The sequence below is a fragment of the Microbacterium sp. SY138 genome (genome assembly GCF_039729145.1).
Lineage (GTDB): Bacteria > Actinomycetota > Actinomycetes > Actinomycetales > Microbacteriaceae > Microbacterium > Microbacterium maritypicum_A.
The window spans coordinates 135,172-152,296 of record NZ_CP155793.1; the positions used below are offsets into that span (position 1 = coordinate 135,172).

Here is a 17,125-nt window from a genome sequence, read left to right on the forward strand (position 1 = left end):
CCGACTGGAGACCAGCCCATGATCGAGTTCCGCAACGTCACCAAGCGCTTCCCCGGCGGCGCCCTCGCCGTCAATGACTTCAGCCTCGTGCTGCCCTCGCGAAAGACCACGGTGTTCGTCGGCTCGTCCGGCTGCGGTAAGACCACTCTGCTCCGCATGATCAACCGCATGGTCGAGCCGACTTCCGGCGAGGTCGAGATCGACGGCGAGAGCGTGCTCCAGGGTGACCCGGTGGCCCTGCGTCGACGCATCGGCTACGTGATGCAGAACTCCGGCCTCATGCCGCACTTCACGGTCATCGACAACGTGGCCACGGTGCTGCGCCTGACCGGCGTGAAGAAGGCTGCCGCCCATAAGCGCGCACGGGAACTGCTCGACACGGTCGGCCTCGACCAGGCACTCGCCGAGCGGTACCCGAGCCAGTTGTCCGGCGGCCAGCAGCAGCGCGTCGGTGTGGCCCGCGGTCTTGCCGCCGACCCGAACATCCTGCTCATGGACGAGCCCTTCGGTGCGGTCGACCCCATCGTGCGGGCCGACCTGCAGCAGGAGACCCTGCGGCTGCAGCGCGAGCTCGACAAGACGGTCGTGTTCGTCACGCACGACATCGACGAGGCGTTCCTGCTCGGCGACCAGGTCGTCATCCTCGACAAGGGCGCGCGCATCGTTCAGGTGGGCAGCCCCAGCGAGATCATCGAGAACCCGGCAGACGACTTCGTCTCGGCGTTCATCGGCGCCGAACGCGGACGCCGTGCTCTGCACCTCAAGCAGACGCCGCACGGCACCGTGGTGGTCGACGGCGAGGGTCGCACCCAGGGGGCGATCATCGATGTTCCTGATGCCGTGACCGACGCGCTTCTGAGCGAGGAGAGCGCGACGAAGGGCGCTCCGTGAACTGGATCGGCGACAATCTCGGCCTCATCCTCGAGCTGACCGGGATCCACCTGCAGCAGAGCGCGATCGCCATCGTGCTCGGCTTCGTGCTGTCGCTGCCGCTGGGGTGGGTCGCATGGCGTTATCAGCTGGTGAAGGGGCCGGTCATCGTTCTCACCGGACTCCTCTACACGATCCCCTCGCTCGCGCTGCTGATCCTTCTCCCATCCGTCGCCGGATATCCCGCCCGCAGCCCCGTGAACCTCATCATCGGCCTCACGATCTACGCGGTCGCGATCCTGGTGCGCGCGGTATCCGACGGCCTCGACTCGGTCGACCCCGCCATCCGGCAATCCGCGACCGCGATGGGTTACGGCGGCTTCCGCCGGTTCTGGACCGTCGACTTCCCGCTCGCCGGTCCCGTCGTGCTCGCCGGTCTCCGCGTGGCAGCCGTCAGCACCATCTCCCTCGCCACGGTCGGCATCCTGGTCGGGGTGAACAACCTCGGTTACCTGTTCACCAACGGCCTGCAGCGTCGCATCCTCGCCGAGGTGTTCGCCGGCGTCATCGCGGTGGTCGTGATCGCGCTCGTGATCGACCTGCTGCTCCTTCTCCTGGGTCGCGCACTGATGCCGTGGACGCGCGCGGCGAAGACACCGTCGGCCGCACGACAGGCCGCCACCCTGAGGACCGCCGCATGAACGTGTTCACCGACGCCTTCGCCTGGCTCTTCTCCCCTGACCGCTGGGAGGGGCCGTACTCCCTGCCCATCCTGTTCGGCCAGCACATGTACTACACGCTGATCTCGGTGCTCATCGCCGGCATCATCGCGATTCCCCTGGGGTGGCTCATCGGTCACACCGGCAAAGGCCGTGAGATCGCGGTCGCGGTCTCCGGCGCGGCACGTGCCATCCCGTCTTTCGGTCTCATGGTGCTGCTCGTGCTGATCCTGGGCGTGCTCCGCGTTCCCGAGGCCGCGATCATCACGTTCGTGCTCCTCGCGATCCCCTCGCTCCTCGCCGGCGCCTACACCGGCCTCGAAGCCATCGACCGTCGCGTGCTCGACTCCGCGCGTTCGATGGGCATGACCGAGTGGCAGGTGTTCTGGAAGGTCGAGGTCCCGCTCGGTCTCCCGCTGCTCGTCGGCGGCATCCGCGCGGCGCTCTTGCAGGTGATCGCCACGGTCACGATCGCCGCATACGTGAACCTCGGCGGACTCGGCTGGCCGATCATCCAGGGCATTCCGCTGCGCAAGTTCGACCAGGTGCTCGGAGGGGCGATCCTCGTCGCGGTGCTCGCCCTGGTCGTCGACCTGATCTTCGCCCTGCTCCAGCACGCCGCCGTCCCCGCGGGGGTGCGCGCACCGACCACCACACGTCGCTCGCGCGCGGCCGCTGCCTCGCCGGCACCGGCCACCGCCTGACGCCTATCATCCGACTCATCCCACAGCCCTCACACCGTCCCACAGCACCAACCCCGTTGTCCCAGAGAAGAGGAAGTCCTCATGTTCACAGCACGTAAGTCACGACTCGCCCTTGCCGGTGGTGCCGCGCTCGCCGCGGTGCTCGTCCTCGGCGGCTGCGCGAACAGCAACCCGCTCGACGCCCCGAGCGAAGGCTCGAGCTCCGGCGGCGACACGATCGTCATCGGCTCGCAGGCGTATTACTCGAACGAGATCATCGCCGAGATCTACGCGCAGGCTCTCGAGGGTGCCGACATCAAGGTCGACCGCCAGTTCAACATCGGACAGCGCGACGCCTACATGCCCGATGTCGAGTCCGGCGCGATCGACCTGTTCCCGGAGTACACCGGCAACCTGCTCGAGTACCTCGACAAGGACGCGACCGCCACCAGCCCGGAAGACGTCTACGCCGCGCTGAAGGAGGCGCTGCCCAAGGGCCTGACCGCTCTCGACTACGCCGAGGCGTCTGACCAGGACACCTACACCGTGCTGAAGAGCTTCGCCGAGGAAAACGGTCTCACCACGATCGGCGACCTCTCGAAGGTCACGACCCCGGTGACGATCGGTGCCGCTCCGGAGTTCGAGCAGCGTCCGTACGGTCCGGCTGCGGCCAAGGAGGTCTACGGCGTCGATCTCGGCTTCTCGGCCACCGGCCCGACCACGCTCGAGTCCCTGCTGGCCGGTGAGATCCAGGTCGCCGACATCTACTCGGCAGACCCGGCCTTCCAGACCGAAGACATCGTCGCGCTCGAAGACCCGGAGAACATCATCCTGGCCTCGAACGTCGTGCCGATCGCATCGAGCGACGTCGCCGACGAGATCTCCGACGTGATCAACGCGGTCAGCAAGAAGCTCACCGCCGAGGAGCTGGTGGGGCTGAACGTGCAGAGCACGGTCGACCAGAAGTCGGCAGAGGACATCGCCAAGAAGTGGCTGGCAGACAACGACCTCAGCTGAGTCGTCACCACGCAGAAGCGCCCGGGCCCTTGAGGGTCCGGGCGCTTCTGCGTTGCGGGCGGGTCAGATCCGGGCGTCCTGCTTCGGGACGAGAACCTGTTTGATGATGATGAGGATCGACGCGGTCACCGGCACGGCGACCAGCGCCCCGAGCAGACCGAGCAGCGTGCCGCCGGCGAGAGCACCGATCACGACGAGAGAACCCGGCACCGAGACCGCCTTGTTCATGACGCGAGGGGTGATCACGTAGGCCTCGATCTGCATGTAGACGAGGTAGATCGCCGCGAAGATCAGGGCGGCGATCGGGTTGGTGAACAGCGCCAGGCAGGTGCCGAGGATCCAGAACAGCACCGAGCCGACCAGCGGGATCAACGTGATGCAGAAGGCGATGGCCGCCATCAGCGGGGGGAACGGCAACCCGAGGAAGAGGTAGAGCAGGAACGCGAGCGTCGCGTTGCAGAACGCGAGCACGACCATGCCCATCACGTAGCCGCCGACCGAGTCGGTGATCTGGTCGGTGATGTCGCCGGCACGAGCGCGGTCGCGGGCGGGGGCGAGACGCAGCAGACCCTGCTTCATCGACGGCAGCGACGCGAGGAAGTACAACGTCAGCACGAGCACGACGATGGCTCCGGAGATGCTGGTGGCGATCGAAGCGCCCACGGCCAGGGCGCCGCCGCCGATCGTCGCGAGGTTGCCGAAGTCGGTGAGGAAGGACTGCACCTGGGCGACCAGTTCTTGGAACTGGTCGCCGAACTGGGCTTCGAGGGTCGCGTAGATGTCGCTGTGTGTGAAGTCCTTGATCATGCCGGGCACGGACTGCACGAAGCTCACGATCTGATCGATCACGACGGGAACGATCATCCAGAGCACGAGGGCGAACACCACGATGAGTGCGAGGATCGTGATGACCACCGAGATCACACGCGAGAGGCCACGGCGTTCCAGGAACCGTACGGCGGGGTCGAGTCCGAGCGCACCGAACAGGGCGAGGGCGATGTAGATGAGCACGGTCGACAGGTTCGACAGCGCGAGGCCGATCACGATCGCCCCGAGTCCACCCAGCGTCACGAGGAAGCCGAACACGAACGGGCGGTCGATGCGCGTCCAGAACGAACGGCTCGGCGTCGTCGGCTCGATCACGACCGGGATCGGAGCGTCTGCGACGGCCGGCACGGATGCGGGTGCGGCCTTGCGACGGCCGGTCGCCGGCGCGGCGGGAGTCGCGGCGGATGCGTCGTCGTCGTGGGGCGCGGATTCCGGCGGCTCTTCGTTGCTCATGTGCTCACGATAGCGGTGCCATGGATCGAAACCAGGATGTCACGCGGCTCTAGAGTAGGGGCATGACCGCCGCCGAGGACCCGAAGGCCGAACTGCTCCGGCTTCGCGCCACCATCGACAACATCGACGCCGCACTGATCTTCATGCTGGCCGAGCGCTTCCGCGCGACTCAGCAGGTCGGGCATCTGAAAGCGGAGCATGAGATGCCGGCATCGGACCCGAATCGGGAGGAACAGCAGGTCGCCCGGCTGCGTGCTCTCGCCGAGGAAGCGCACCTCGACCCGGAGTTCGCGGAGAAGTGGTTCAACTTCGTGGTGGCAGAGGTCATCCGTCACCACACCGAAGCGGCCGAGAGCCGCTGAGGAGGAGGAGCCGGACGGGCGACGGTGTGTGCAGCACTCGCCCGTCCGGAGCTTTGTGAGATTCATTGACCAACTAAGTTCAATGAATAAACTTAGGGAGAGACTACGGATCGCGCCACGATCTGTCAACAGCTCGCGACGGGCGAGCGTCGGAACGGGAACACATGCTCAGCACGGATGACGGCCTCGACACCCAGGCGTCTGTTCGGCGTGCGAACCTGCGCCGGGCTCTGCAGCTGGTCTTCCGGAATCCGGGCACGCAGACGCGCGCGGGCATCGCGAGGTCGACCGGGCTGACCGCCGCTACCGCGTCATCGCTGGTCGCCGAACTCATCGAGAACCGGCTGATCGTCGAAGGGGAGCAGGCGGCGAGCACCGGTGGCAAACGGGCGACCACTCTGAGCGTCGATGCGGACCATCACCTGATCCTGGTGCTGGTGATCCAGCCCCTGCACGCCGACATCGCTCTCGTGGCGCTCGACGGCACCGAGGTCGACCTCCGTCGCGTGAGCTACACCGCCGAGAACCGCGACCGCACCCTCGACGAGGCGGTGTCGGCCGTGGCGGAGGAGTTCGGCGGACGGCTCCTGGCCGCCGGCGTGCAGCTGCCGGGCACGACCGATGGGCGATCGGTGCTCGAGAGCGTGCAGCTCAAGTGGCAGAACGTCCCCCTCGCCGACCGGTTCGAGCGTGTGCTGGGAGCGCCCGTGCTGCTGATCAACGACGTCGACGCCGAAGCCATCGCCGAGGCGGGTATGGAGGAGTCGCCGTCCGGCTACCGCCTCTTCATCCATCTCGGCGGCGGTGTCGGCGCGGCCGTCACGCTCGACGGCGAGCTGGCTCCCGGCCCCCGAGACCGCGCGGGTGAGATCGGACATGTGCAGGTCGTGTTCGGCGACGCCGCGCGCGCCTGCCGATGCGGGCAGCGCGGCTGCCTGGAATCGGCCGCCGCTCTCGGGGCGATGCTCGGCGACGACTTCTCCGACGCCATGGATGCCCCGGAGATCCGCGCGCTCGCGGCTCAGGCCGACGAGGAGCAACTCGATGAGGGGGCTCGCGCGCTGGCCAGAGCCGTCAAGCTCATCGGCGCGCTGCTCGACCCGATCGAGGTCGTCATCGGCGGCCCGGCAACCGAGCTCGGACCGCGCTTCCTCGATCGCGTGCGCCGTGAGACCGAGTACCCCGCCCGCGGCACGGCGCAGGTTCCGGTGCGCTACGCCGATCCTCGTGTGTCGCTCGCCGCCGGAGCCGCCCAGGCCGCACTGACGTCGGCGCTCGGCGTGCGCTGGAATCCCGAGCAGCTGCGCGCGGCATCGACGTCGCGCTCCTGACCGGCAGACGCACATCCGCCCGACGGGTGCTCCCATCGGGCGGATGTCGTCAAGCGGATGTCGACGCGCGGATGCGGAGGGCTACTTGACGCTGCCCGCCGTCAAGCCGCCGACGAGACGCTTCTCGATGAGCATGAACAGGATGACCACGGGCAGGATCGCGACGATCGAGACGCCGAACACGTACTGCCAGCTCGTCTCGTACTGACCGACGAACTTGGTCAGAGCGACCGACAACGGCTGGTTCTTGTCGGTCGACAGGATCACGAGCGATGCCGCGAACTCGTTCCAGCAGGCGACGAAGGTGAACACGATCGCCGTGACGATGCCCGGCCACACGAGCGGCAGGTTGATCTTGAACAGCACGGTGAAGCGCCCGGCGCCGTCGATCTGCGCGGCCTCGTCGACCTCCTTGGGGATGCCGGCGAAGAACGAGTGCATGATCCACACCGCGAACGACAGGTTGAAGGCCGCGTTGATGAAGATCATCGCGATCCAGGTGTCGCCGAGTCCGAGCACGGTGAACTGGCGGAACAGACCCGAGGTGAGCACGGCCGGCTGCAGCATCTGCGTGACGATGACCAGGAACAGGAACACCATGCGGCCGGGGAACTTGAAGCGCGCCGTGTAGTACGCCGCCGGAAGCGAGACCAGCAGGACCAGCAGCGTCGCGAACACGGCGATGACGATGGTCGAGATCAGGTTGTACGGCAGGGGCGTCTCGGGGGTGGACCACATCGAGATGTAGTTCTCCCAGTGCCACTCGATCGGGAGGTAGGTCGGATCGACCGACCGGATCTGCGACTTGGTCTTCACCGAGCCGAAGAACATGATCAGGTAGGGCAGCACGAAGATGGCGAGCACCAGGAGACCGGCGACGGTGCGCAGGATCACCCGGGGCAGCGTGACCTGGTCTTCGGTGTAGCGGCGCTTGCGGCCGGGTGTCGGCGGCGTGCGACGACCGCGGCCTCCGGCGGTGGTCACGAGCTCGGTCTCGGTCATGGTCATGATCAGACCTCCTTCATGGGCTTGACGATCTTCACGTACGCCGCGACGATCACGATGACGATGAGGAACGCGACCACCGACAGGGCACTCGCGACATCGACCTTCTTCTGCAGCTCGATGTATTTGAAGATCAGGGTCATGATCGTGTCGGCGCCGTAGCCGGGGATCGACCCGGTCATCACCTTCAGGATCGGCAGCGAGTTGAAGACGTTGATGATGTTGATGAGGATGGCCACGGCCAGAGCGCTGCGCAGCTGCGGCAGCACGATCGACCAGTAGGTGCGGGCAGGGCCGGCGCCGTCCATCTTCGCCGCCTCGATCGCGTCGGCCGGGACCGACTGGAGTCCGGCGAGGATCGTGTAGGTCGTGAAGGGGAGCGACACGAAGATCGCGATCACGATCGACCAGGTGAAGGCCGTCGCGGGGTTCTTCGTCCAGCCGTAGCCCACCGCGTCATCGGAGAGCCCGATGTCGTAGAGGAACTTGTTGAAGATGCCGAAGTACGGCTCGAGGCTGTAGTAGAACACCATGGTCGTCATCACGACGGATGCGGCCCACGGCACGATCACGGCCATGCGCACGAGCTGGCGCCCGGGGAAGGCCTTGTTCAGGATCTGCGCCAGACCGAGCGAGATCACGACCGTGAGGGTCACGACCGCGACCACCCACACGATCGTGCGGAAGAAGATCGGCCAGAACTCGGTGAACGTGAAGACCGTGACGAAGTTGTCGAAGCCCACGGACCCCTTGTCGAGGCCCGACAGGGAGATGTCACGCGTCGAGTTGAAGAACATCACCCCGGCGGGGAACAGCACGACGCCGATGATGAGCAGCAGCGCCGGTGCGATCCACGGCAGCGCTTGGAGAAGATCCTTTCCGCCCGGCCTGCCACGCGTGGCATCCGGGGTCTTCGGAGTGCGGGGGCGGCTCTTCGCCGCCCCCGCGAGGTTCGAGGACTCTGTCTTCTGGCTCATTCGGGTACCCGAACCTCTCCGATCAGCGGGCTCAGCCCGCGTCGACCTGTGCCTGGATCTCGGTCAGCACGTCCTGTGCCGGCTTCGACTGGATCTGACCGAACAGCGACTTGAACGCACCGTCGGCAGCGGACCACTTCGGGTTCGTCGACGGGTAGAACTGCGCGTCGGGCAGCACGTCGAGGAACGGCTTGAGGGCCTCTTCGCCGGAGAGCTGCTCGGCGCCGGACTTGGTGACCGGCAGGAAGCCCTCGGCCTGCACCCACGGCACGTAGACGTCGGCGGAGTAGTAGTAGTCGAAGAACTTGGTGATCGCCTCCTGCTTGTCACCATCGTTCTGGAACGCCATCAGCTGGTCCATGACGCCGAGGGTGAAGGGCGAGCCGTCCTTCGTCGGGATCGGAACGATGGAGTAGTCCAGGTCCGGGTTGTTCTCCTTGATCTGGCCGACCGTCGGCGGGAGGCCGACCTGCATGCCGATCTTGCCCTGGATGAAGATGTCCATCAGGGGGGAGCGCTGCGTGGAACCCGGGTCGGCCTGCGTCGCACCGGCGTCGATCATCTTCTTGATCTGCTCGGCACCGGGGAGGTTCTCCGGGGTGTCGATCGTGATCTCGGAGGCATCGCCGAACGATCCGCCGCCGCCCCACAGCCACACGGCCGCTTCCGCCTGTGCCTCTTCCGATCCGAGCGGCATGCCGTAGCCGGCGACACCGCCGCCGAGTGCCGACACCTTGGTGGCGGCATCCAGCAGCTCATCCCAGTTGGTCGGCGCCTCGACGCCGGCCTGGTCGAGCAGCGCGTTGTTGACGAACAGGGCGCGCGCCGAGGCGATCATCGGCAGCGCGTAGGCGGTCCCGTCGACCTCGGCGTTCTTGAGGAACGACTCCTGGAAGTCGGAGTAGGTGTCGTCGGAGACGACGTCCTTCGTCGGGTAGAGCAGCTCATCGCCGACGAAGCCCGCGAAGGGTCCGCCGTTGTAGATGTCCGGTGCCTCGCCGGCCTGGATCTTGGTGGAGACGACCTTCTCGAGGTTGTCCCACGACTGCACCTCGAGCTTGACCTTGATGTCGGGGTTGGCCTTCTCGAACCCGTCGATCACCGTCTCCCAGTTGGCCTTGGTGCCGTCGGAGTAGCTGGGGACGAGGAGGTCGAGGGTGGTCGAGCCGTCCCCGCCTCCGCTGTCGCCGGACGAACCGCCGAACCCGCACGAAGCGAGCGAGAGCGTGGCGACGGCCGCAATGGCGGCGGCGCCGAACCGCAGTGACTTCTTCATGTGTATTGCATTCCTCACTGTGATGTCCGAACCCTCGGCGGCAGGGCCGCTTCGGGAGGGGGTGTGGTGCACAGTCGCAAGCACATCACGCGACAGTGCGTGGGTGATCGTTTCGCCATGAGGCAGCCGCGATCGTTCAAGCCGGGGCTCGGGGCTCTCGACTTCGGCCGGGGTCGACGTCGAGGGTGGAACTCGTCTGATTATTTGTCAGGAGAACAAACAAATCAAGGTAAAGCTGTTGGTGTTGTGATTCGACGCCATACTATGATCGAATTAGTCTTCAAACGATCACAAGTCTGCAACTTATCGCCAGAAAGGCACCTCGATGTCCGAATCGCTGCCCGGCGCACACATGCGCGAAGAACTCAATTCCCAGCCGGAGATGTGGGCGCGGGCGGCCGATCTGAAGGCCGAGCAGGCACTGCTCCCCGCATCGGGAGCCCGCATCGCCGTCGTCGGATGCGGTACGTCGTGGTTCATGGCGCAGTCGTACGCCGCGTTGCGCGAGTCCGCCGGTCAGGGTGAGACCGACGCCTACGCGGCGTCCGAGGCCTTCCTCGATCGCGGATACGACGCCGTCGTCGCCCTCACCCGTTCCGGGACCACGAGCGAGGTGCTCGAGCTCGTCGACCGCATCAAGGGGCGCATCCCGACCATCGGAGTGATCGGCGATCCGGATTCGCCGCTCGTCTCGCTCGCCGACGAGGCGGTGCTGCTCCCGTTCGCCGATGAGCAGTCGGTCGTGCAGACGCGATTCGCGACCACCGCGCTGGCGCTCTTCCGGGCGTCGCTCGGCGAAGACCTCTCCGGCGCCATCACCGATGCCGAGGCCGTGCTCGCCGAGGGCGGCGACGACGAGCTGCGCGACGCGGAGCAGTACACGTTCCTCGGTCGCGGATGGACGATCGGCCTCGCCCACGAGGCCGCGCTGAAGCTGCGCGAGTCCTCGCAGTCGTGGACCGAGGCGTACCCCTCGATGGACTACCGGCACGGTCCGATCGCGATCGCGGCCCCTGGCCGCGTCACCTGGCAGTTCGGCGAGGCTCCCGAGGGACTCGCTGCGCAGGTCGAGGCCACCGGCGCCCGCTTCGAGCAGCGGTCGATCGACCCGCTCGCCGACCTCGTGCGCCTGCACCGCACCGCGCTCGACCGCGCCGTCGCCCGCGGCCTCGACCCCGACCAGCCCCGCAACCTCACGCGATCCGTCATCCTGGATGCATGACGCAACCCGCCGCCGGAGCTGACCATGACCCGAGCTGACGGGACGGATGCCGTTCCCGACGTCGAGCGAGACGCGACCGGTGAGAAGCTCGCCGCCGTGCGCACGCTCGGCGTCGGTGCCCCCGTGCTGGCGTTCGACGTGGGCGGCACCGACATCAAGTCGGCCCTGTTCGACGCCGACGGCACCGCCCTCGGACTGCGCCGCACGCCCACGCCGATCGCCGAGGGCGACCGCACGCAGGTGCTGCTCGAGCGTCTCGAGGTGCTGGCCGAGGAGCTCCGCGCCGCGCACCCCTCTGTCGTGCCGCAGGCGGTGGGACTCGTCGTGCCCGGGATCGTCGATGCGGATGCCGGCTTGGGCGTCTTCGCGAGCAACCTCGGCTGGCACGACTCGCCCTTGCGCGACCTCGCCGCTGAACGCCTCGGGCTGCCCGTGGCCTTCGACCACGATGTCCGTGCCGCCAGCTGGGCGGAACGCCGACTCGGTGGCGCGCGCGACTACGCCGATTCGGTGGTGCTCGTGATCGGCACGGGGATCGCCGGTGCGCTGCTGGTCGGGGGCGTCCCGTACACCGCCGGCGGTTACGCGGGTGAGATCGGGCACTCCCCGATCGCGGACGGGCCGATCTGCGCGTGCGGCGCACGCGGTTGCCTCGAAGCCGTCGCCTCGGCCGGTGCCATCGCCCGGCGGTATCGCGAGGCGACCGGGATCGCTCCGGACGGAGCGAAGGACGTGATCGCCCGCGCGGCGGCCGGCGACGAGGTGGCCGGGGACATCTGGAATTCCGCGCTCGACGCGCTCACGATGTCTCTGGCTCAGCTCACCGCCGTCGTGGCGCCGGAAGCAGTGGTCATCGGCGGCGGACTCTCCCGCGCCGGCGGCGCCCTGTTCGATGAGCTGCGCACGCGCCTGGCCGCCCGGCTCAGCTTCCATCGCATCCCGGCGCTGGTCCCCGCCGAGCTCTCCGGCAACGCAGGGCTGCTGGGCGCCGCTCTCCGCGCACGGGAGCTCACATGATCCTCACCGTCACTCCGAACCCCGCCCTCGACCTCACCTGGCGCGTCAATCGGCTCGTCGAGGGCGGAACGCACCGGGCGGATGCCGGGGCCGCTCGTGCCGGCGGCAAAGGACTCAACGTCGCGCGGGTGGCGCACGCCGAGGGTGCGGACGTGCTCGCGGTCACCACCGTGGGCGGTCGGGTCGGCGAGGAGTTCGCCGCGGAGCTGCGCACGAGCGGTGTGCCGAACGCGCTGGTGGCGGTCGCCGCGGAGACCCGCCGCAGCATCGCGGTGGTCGATGAGGCGCTCGGCGACACCACGATCATCAATGAGCGGGGTGCGAATCCGACCGATGCCGAATGGGCGGCGCTGCTCGCCGAGGTCGTCGAACGGTTGTCGGGTGCGCGAGTGCTGGTCGTGTCCGGCAGTGTGCCGCCTGGCGCGCCGGAGTCGTTGCTCCCCATGCTCATCGCGGTGGGGAAGGACGCCGGAGTGCCGGTGATCGTCGACACCTCCGGACCCGCTCTGCTGCGCGCGGCGGAGGCCGGAGCCGCAGTGCTCAAGCCCAACGCGGCCGAGCTGGTCGAGGCCACAGGCATCGCCGACCCTGTCGAAGGGGCCCGATCGCTGATCGCCCGGGGCACCGAACTCGTGCTGCTCTCGCTGGGGGCCGAGGGCATGCTCGCGGTCACGGCGTCCGCACTCGTGCACGCTCGCCTCGACGAACCCCTCGCGGGCAACCCGACGGGCGCCGGTGATGCCGGGGTCGCCGCCTGCGCCGTGCTGTACGCCGAGGGGGTGCGCGATCCCGAGCAGATCCTTCGCCGGGCCACCGCCTGGTCCGCCGCCGCGGTGCTGACCCCGCTGGCCGGCGACATCTCGTCGCGCTGGACGGAGCTCGAACAACAGCTCCGCATCTCGCATCCCCATCCTGAATCGTTCCGGAAGGACCCTTCGTGACCCTCGTCTCCGCTCGCGACCTCGTCTCCGCCGCTGCCGCCGAAGGCACCGGCATCGGCGCCTTCAACGTGATCCACCTCGAGACCGCCGAGGGGCTGGTGCGGGCCGCCGCCCTCGCGCAGCTGCCCGTCATCCTGCAGATCTCGCAGAACTGCGCCGACTATCACGGCGGGCTCGAGCCCATTGCGCTCGCCACGCTCGCGGTGGCCAGGCGCGCGCAGACGCCCGTGGCTGTGCACCTCGATCACGCTGAGCGGCCCGAACTGGTCGACGAGGCCATCGCACTGGGCTTCGGCTCGGTCATGTTCGACGGCGGCGCCCTGCCCTACGACGACAACGTGGCTCTCACGGCGGAGGTCGCCGCCCGTGCCCGCGAGGCGGGGGTCTACGTCGAGGGCGAGCTCGGCGAGGTGGGGGGCAAGGACGGGGCGCACGCTCCGGGTGTGCGCACCGACCCCGACGAGGCGCGTGCGTTCGTCGCGGCCACCGGCGTCGATGCGCTCGCGGTCGCGGTGGGTTCCTCGCACGCGATGACCGACCGCACGGCGTCCCTCGACCTCGACCTGATCGCACGACTGCACGAGGCCCTGCCGGTGCCGCTGGTGCTGCACGGGTCCTCCGGCGTCGCGGATGCCGTGATCGCCGACGCCGTGCGGGCGGGCATGACGAAGATCAACGTCTCGACGCACCTGAACGGGTTCTTCACGCGGGCGGTGCGCGAGAAGCTCGACGCCGATGAGCGTCTCGTCGACTCCCGCAAATACCTCGCCCCCGCCCGCGACGCCCTCGCCGGTGAAGCGGCGCGGATGCTGCGGCTGTTCGCGCTGCAGCCGGCGGAATCGGTCGCCTGATGAAGCGGGCGGCTCGGCTGAACGCGATCCTCGACCTCCTGGCCGCGAAGGGCGAGGTGACGGTCGAAGAGCTGGTCGAACGGTTCGAGGCCTCGTCGGCGACCACACGCCGAGACCTCGACACCCTCGCCGAGCAGCGCCTGCTCACCCGCACCCATGGCGGTGCGGTGGCGCAGACCGTCGCCTATGAGCTGCCCATCCGCTACAAGAGCCACCTGCGCACGCACGAGAAGGCAAGCATCGCGCAGACCGCCGCCGGCCTGGTCGCCCCCGGCATGGTCGTCGGACTCTCGGGCGGAACCACCACGACCGCCATCGCCGCAGCGCTCGCCGCGCGCGACGACCTCTCGGGCAACGGCGGCATCACGGTCGTCACCAACGCCGTGAACATCGCCGCCCAGCTCGCCACCCGCCCCGACATCAAGGTCGTCGTCACCGGCGGCGTCATCCACTCGCGCAGTTACGAACTGGTCGGTCCGTTCGTGGAGCAGCTGCTGCGCGGGGTGCGGCTCGACATCGCCTTCATCGGCGTGAACGGGATGGACGCCGTCGCCGGTGCGACCACGCAGGACGAGCGCGAAGCCGCGGTGAACCGGATGATGGCCGAGCGGGCCCGGCGTGCGGTCGTGGTGACCGACGGCAGCAAGCTCGGCGTGGAGGCGTTCTCGACGGTCGGCGGCGTCGACCTCTTCCCGACCGTCATCACGGACGCCGGAGCGGATCCCGAGGTGCTCGCCGCCCTCCGCGCGGCCGGATACGCGGTGCTGGTCGCCTGAGCCCGGACGCTGTCGGACACCCCAAGGGCCCCGACGTCCCCAGATCGTCGAGGCCCTCTGAGGGTGTCGCGGCTGCATGCCGCGACGCCCCCGAGCAGATGGTGTCCGTGTCGTACTCGCGCTCCCCAGTGCGCCTGATCCCCAGATCCGACTGCGCCTCCCTCGCGCCTCACCCTTCGAGGCCCTTCGCATGGCACCTTCCGAAGAACAGGAGCGTGCGGCATCGGTTCTGATACACCGAATGGAGGAAAAGTCAGAATCCGTTTCCGTGACACTGGAACGGCGCGTTCACGCCGGTGTCGATCGCGGCCTTCGCGAGCGCGACGGCCGGTGCGGCACCCGCGGAGAGACCGGTGTGCACAGCGCTGAGCAGATCGCCGGCCACATCATCGGGGACCGCGACGGGGGCGGCGATCACGCAGTCGGCACCGGCGTGCAGCCACACCCGCGTCATGCCCAATGCCTCCTCGCCCCAGCGCACCGACGAGCGTCCGAGCTCACAGGCCGAGAGGATCACCGTCGCCGGGACCCGCGGAATGAGATCGACGTCGTAGCCGAAGAGGATGCCGTCGGCGAGCTCGAATCCGGAGAACAGCGGGTTGTCCACCGCGTGCCTGCCGTGCGCGGCGATGTGCAGCACATCGGTGGCTGCGGCGAGTTCGGTGACCGCGGCGACCGTCGCCTCCCCGGTCAGCAGGGTCTGCGGTGCCACCCCGGCGCGTCGCCAGGCCGCCGCTGCCCGTTCGACCTCGTCACCGGCGCGAGCGACACGCGGACCGGCGGCGAATCCGACCGAGGCCGGCCGCGTGATCGTGCGGGAGGGGCCGGCCAGCAGGCGCGAGACGGATGTCGCGAGCGTGAACGGGGTGCCCGACATGCCGGAGAGTATCGCCCACGGAACTCCACCGAGCGCTCCGGGTACCGTGATGGCCAGTCGTGCTGCGGACGGCGCGGCGAGCAGCAGCGGCGCGAGGAGCTCGGCGTCGAGGATCGCCAGGCGCGAGGCGAGCGCCCTTTCGGTGACCTCGCCCATCAGGCCGCCACGGGTCAGGGCGGCCATGTCGAGGTCGGCGCGGAGGCCGTCGAGCGCCGACTGCACCCGCGACCAGGACAGATCGACGACGGTCGCTCCGGTGGCGGTCACCACGACCGCATGCAGATCGGTGCCGGTGAACACGTATGACAGGACGGCAAGGTCGGGATCGAGCAGCGCCATCGCCTCCGTGAGTCCGAGCCGTTCGCGCGTGCCGCCTGAGCCGGTCGCCGCCCACTGTCGTTCGCGCACCCGATCACGGAGGGCGCGCACCCTCGCATCCGTCGTCCAGTCGGCGCCGGCCAGCTCGGCACGGAGCATGCGCAGTTCCGCCAGATCGACCGCGAGGGATTCGTCGTGCGGGGGGCGCACGGGGGCGACCTGCTGGCTGAGGTGCCGCGCACGCTCCGACCACTCGAACAGGAGGGCGGGTTCGCGCCGTCGAGCGGCCGCGGCGAGTCCAGCGAACATCAGGTCGCTGCCGTGCATCGCGACCGACGCCTGCAGGTCGAGAGCGCCGAACGACTGCTGCCAGGCGGTGAGCAGATCGAGGCCATCGGCGGCTGCCCGGAGGGCATCGCGGTCGCGACCGGCGGCTGCGGCGCGAGCGGCGCGCACCTCGTGTGCACGCAGGCGCAGGGGTGTCGGGGCCGCATCGTCCAGCCGCGGCAGCCGGCCGGAACCGTCACGCCGAGCGCTCAGGCGGAGCCCTGTCGCCTCGGTGCGGAAGCCGCCCTGGTCGAGCGCCTTCGCGGTGCGCGCGAAATCGTCGCCGTCGACGGGGCGGTGCGGCTTCGCCCGCTGCTGCGCCTCGAGGCGCACCGCTTCGGCACGCGCCGCCCACCCGTGATTCCCGAGTGCGGTGAAACGTCGGGCGGCGGTGCGGGCCGCCCGCTCTGCGGCGGCGGGATCATGTCGCAGCAGCGAGCGGGCGAGGTGGAATTCCGCCTCGCCCCTGGCTTGCCGCATCCGCTGCGCGCCGAACTGGGCGGCGACCTGTTCGAGCAGCGCTTCGGCCTCGGTCGTGAGGCCCGCGTCGCGCAGCACCTCCGCCCGATCGAGGTCGCTGATCGCCGCGGCGAGGTCGCTGATCGCGGCGAGCTTCGGACGGGAACGGGTCATCAGGGTGAGCGCGGTGACGAGGTCGCCCCCGAGCAGCGCCGCATAGCCGAGATTGTGCCGCGCCTCGGCCAGGGGCTCGTCATCGTCGTTCGCCTCGTACACGGCCACCGCGCGCCGCAGATCCTCGACGCAGGTCTCGAGCTCGCGCTGCTGCATCCGCACCACCGAACGGTTCATCAGACAGTTCGCGAGCTCGGTGGTCTCGTCTCCGATCGCCGTGAGCGTGTCGATGGCGCGGGTCAGTTCGACTTCCGCCTCGTCCAGCCGCCCGCCGTGCATGAGAAGTGTGCCGAGCTGGCCGCTGAGCACCGTGATCGTCTCCGCACGGAGGCCCGTTCGGCCGAGGGCCTCGCGGCACAGCTGCTCGGCGGCCGCGGGCTCTCCGGTCTGCGCGAGCACGTAGGCGACCGTGCCGTCGATGCGCGCGCGGAGGTCGGGGTCGTCGGTGCGGGTGGCTGCCGTGTCGAGCGCGCGTCGTGCCTGCGTGAATCGTCGGGCGTTCGCCGCTTCGACGCCGCGCCGGTGCAGCTCGATCGCGGACAGGGGCATCCCTCCAGAATGCCGTGCGTCGGGTCTGCAAGGGAAGAGCCCGGATTCCGCGGAACACCCCGCGCACCAGGACGGGCCGCCCGCATCGGTACG

16 protein-coding genes are annotated in these 17,125 nt (G+C 68.8%); 11 read left to right on the plus strand and 5 right to left on the minus strand.

The annotated features are described in order from the left end of the window. Positions 1–18: 18 nt before the first annotated feature. From ABDC25_RS00640 to ABDC25_RS00655, 4 genes are all read left to right on the plus strand, one after another. Positions 19–891 (plus strand): ATP-binding cassette domain-containing protein, encoded by an 873-nt coding sequence (locus tag ABDC25_RS00640; RefSeq protein ID WP_021200123.1) that lies wholly within the window; start codon positions 19–21, stop codon positions 889–891. Then, positions 888–1,571 carry an ABC transporter permease subunit gene (locus ABDC25_RS00645; RefSeq protein ID WP_021200124.1) on the plus strand — a complete coding sequence of 228 codons (684 nt, stop codon included), beginning with the start codon at positions 888–890 and terminating at the stop codon, positions 1,569–1,571. The genes ABDC25_RS00640 and ABDC25_RS00645 overlap by 4 nt, the downstream gene beginning before the upstream one ends. Continuing rightward, positions 1,568–2,293 carry an ABC transporter permease gene (locus ABDC25_RS00650; protein ID WP_029258814.1) on the plus strand — a complete coding sequence of 242 codons (726 nt, stop codon included), beginning with the start codon at positions 1,568–1,570 and terminating at the stop codon, positions 2,291–2,293. Before ABDC25_RS00645 ends, ABDC25_RS00650 begins: the two co-directional genes overlap by 4 nt. Positions 2,294–2,374: 81 nt before the next feature. Beyond that, the gene (locus ABDC25_RS00655; RefSeq protein ID WP_029258815.1) at positions 2,375–3,289 is read left to right on the plus strand and encodes an ABC transporter substrate-binding protein; all 915 of its coding nucleotides are present in this window, start codon (positions 2,375–2,377) and stop codon (positions 3,287–3,289) included. Positions 3,290–3,352: 63 nt separating this feature from the next. Here ABDC25_RS00655 and ABDC25_RS00660 read toward each other — a convergent pair whose 3' ends face one another. After that, positions 3,353–4,570, minus strand: a complete 1,218-nt coding sequence (locus ABDC25_RS00660) for an AI-2E family transporter (RefSeq protein WP_029258816.1) — start codon at positions 4,568–4,570, stop codon at positions 3,353–3,355. Between the two features lie 62 nt (positions 4,571–4,632). On the opposite strand from ABDC25_RS00660, the gene ABDC25_RS00665 reads away from it, so the two are divergent. Together ABDC25_RS00665 and ABDC25_RS00670 are read left to right on the plus strand one after the other, a co-directional pair. Further along, positions 4,633–4,932 (plus strand): chorismate mutase, encoded by a 300-nt coding sequence (locus tag ABDC25_RS00665; RefSeq protein WP_021200128.1) that lies wholly within the window; start codon positions 4,633–4,635, stop codon positions 4,930–4,932. A gap of 164 nt (positions 4,933–5,096) precedes the next feature. Beyond that, positions 5,097–6,263: an ROK family protein gene (locus ABDC25_RS00670; protein WP_021200129.1), complete on the plus strand. Its 1,167-nt coding sequence runs from the start codon at positions 5,097–5,099 to the stop codon at positions 6,261–6,263. An 81-nt stretch (positions 6,264–6,344) separates the two neighbouring features. Here ABDC25_RS00670 and ABDC25_RS00675 read toward each other — a convergent pair whose 3' ends face one another. The 3 genes from ABDC25_RS00675 to ABDC25_RS00685 are packed head-to-tail and all read right to left on the minus strand — an operon-like array spanning position 6,345 to position 9,521. Next, positions 6,345–7,271, minus strand: a complete 927-nt coding sequence (locus ABDC25_RS00675) for a carbohydrate ABC transporter permease (protein WP_021200130.1) — start codon at positions 7,269–7,271, stop codon at positions 6,345–6,347. Between the two features lie 2 nt (positions 7,272–7,273). Continuing rightward, positions 7,274–8,245: a sugar ABC transporter permease gene (locus ABDC25_RS00680; protein ID WP_029264718.1), complete on the minus strand. Its 972-nt coding sequence runs from the start codon at positions 8,243–8,245 to the stop codon at positions 7,274–7,276. Between the two features lie 31 nt (positions 8,246–8,276). Continuing rightward, positions 8,277–9,521 (minus strand): extracellular solute-binding protein, encoded by a 1,245-nt coding sequence (locus tag ABDC25_RS00685; RefSeq protein WP_021200132.1) that lies wholly within the window; start codon positions 9,519–9,521, stop codon positions 8,277–8,279. A gap of 325 nt (positions 9,522–9,846) precedes the next feature. On the opposite strand from ABDC25_RS00685, the gene ABDC25_RS00690 reads away from it, so the two are divergent. From ABDC25_RS00690 to ABDC25_RS00710, 5 genes are read left to right on the plus strand one after another with little or no spacing between them, the layout of a single operon-like run. Continuing rightward, on the plus strand, positions 9,847–10,743 hold the full coding sequence (locus ABDC25_RS00690) for an SIS domain-containing protein (RefSeq protein ID WP_347124297.1): 897 nt from the start codon (positions 9,847–9,849) through the stop codon (positions 10,741–10,743). Positions 10,744–10,767: 24 nt separating this feature from the next. Beyond that, complete coding sequence (locus tag ABDC25_RS00695) at positions 10,768–11,760, plus strand: ROK family protein (RefSeq protein ID WP_081859622.1); 993 nt, start codon at positions 10,768–10,770, stop codon at positions 11,758–11,760. Then, positions 11,757–12,701 (plus strand): 1-phosphofructokinase family hexose kinase, encoded by a 945-nt coding sequence (locus ABDC25_RS00700; RefSeq protein WP_347124299.1) that lies wholly within the window; start codon positions 11,757–11,759, stop codon positions 12,699–12,701. Before ABDC25_RS00695 ends, ABDC25_RS00700 begins: the two co-directional genes overlap by 4 nt. Next, entirely contained in the window at positions 12,698–13,552 is an 855-nt protein-coding gene (locus tag ABDC25_RS00705) for a class II fructose-bisphosphate aldolase (protein WP_347124301.1), read from the plus strand. Before ABDC25_RS00700 ends, ABDC25_RS00705 begins: the two co-directional genes overlap by 4 nt. After that, entirely contained in the window at positions 13,552–14,328 is a 777-nt protein-coding gene (locus tag ABDC25_RS00710) for a DeoR/GlpR family DNA-binding transcription regulator (protein ID WP_021200137.1), read from the plus strand. The genes ABDC25_RS00705 and ABDC25_RS00710 overlap by 1 nt, the downstream gene beginning before the upstream one ends. Positions 14,329–14,581: 253 nt before the next feature. Here ABDC25_RS00710 and ABDC25_RS00715 read toward each other — a convergent pair whose 3' ends face one another. Continuing rightward, positions 14,582–17,032 (minus strand): CHAT domain-containing protein, encoded by a 2,451-nt coding sequence (locus ABDC25_RS00715; protein ID WP_347124303.1) that lies wholly within the window; start codon positions 17,030–17,032, stop codon positions 14,582–14,584. Positions 17,033–17,125: the final 93 nt, after the last annotated feature.

What these genes read in the sequence shown, in the direction of transcription:
- ABDC25_RS00640 (WP_021200123.1), top strand. Translation starts at nt 19, where the DNA reads ATGATCGAGTTCCGCAACGTCACCAAGCGCTTCCCCGGCGGCGCCCTC.
- ABDC25_RS00660 (WP_029258816.1), bottom strand. Translation starts at nt 4,570, where the DNA reads ATGAGCAACGAAGAGCCGCCGGAATCCGCGCCCCACGACGACGACGCA.
- ABDC25_RS00685 (WP_021200132.1), bottom strand. Translation starts at nt 9,521, where the DNA reads ATGAAGAAGTCACTGCGGTTCGGCGCCGCCGCCATTGCGGCCGTCGCC.
- ABDC25_RS00695 (WP_081859622.1), top strand. Translation starts at nt 10,768, where the DNA reads ATGACCCGAGCTGACGGGACGGATGCCGTTCCCGACGTCGAGCGAGAC.
- ABDC25_RS00710 (WP_021200137.1), top strand. Translation starts at nt 13,552, where the DNA reads ATGAAGCGGGCGGCTCGGCTGAACGCGATCCTCGACCTCCTGGCCGCG.
- ABDC25_RS00715 (WP_347124303.1), bottom strand. Translation starts at nt 17,032, where the DNA reads ATGCCCCTGTCCGCGATCGAGCTGCACCGGCGCGGCGTCGAAGCGGCG.
- ABDC25_RS00650 (WP_029258814.1), top strand. Translation starts at nt 1,568, where the DNA reads ATGAACGTGTTCACCGACGCCTTCGCCTGGCTCTTCTCCCCTGACCGC.
- ABDC25_RS00690 (WP_347124297.1), top strand. Translation starts at nt 9,847, where the DNA reads ATGTCCGAATCGCTGCCCGGCGCACACATGCGCGAAGAACTCAATTCC.
- ABDC25_RS00665 (WP_021200128.1), top strand. Translation starts at nt 4,633, where the DNA reads ATGACCGCCGCCGAGGACCCGAAGGCCGAACTGCTCCGGCTTCGCGCC.
- ABDC25_RS00655 (WP_029258815.1), top strand. Translation starts at nt 2,375, where the DNA reads ATGTTCACAGCACGTAAGTCACGACTCGCCCTTGCCGGTGGTGCCGCG.
- ABDC25_RS00680 (WP_029264718.1), bottom strand. Translation starts at nt 8,245, where the DNA reads ATGAGCCAGAAGACAGAGTCCTCGAACCTCGCGGGGGCGGCGAAGAGC.
- ABDC25_RS00675 (WP_021200130.1), bottom strand. Translation starts at nt 7,271, where the DNA reads ATGACCATGACCGAGACCGAGCTCGTGACCACCGCCGGAGGCCGCGGT.
- ABDC25_RS00670 (WP_021200129.1), top strand. Translation starts at nt 5,097, where the DNA reads ATGCTCAGCACGGATGACGGCCTCGACACCCAGGCGTCTGTTCGGCGT.
- ABDC25_RS00700 (WP_347124299.1), top strand. Translation starts at nt 11,757, where the DNA reads ATGATCCTCACCGTCACTCCGAACCCCGCCCTCGACCTCACCTGGCGC.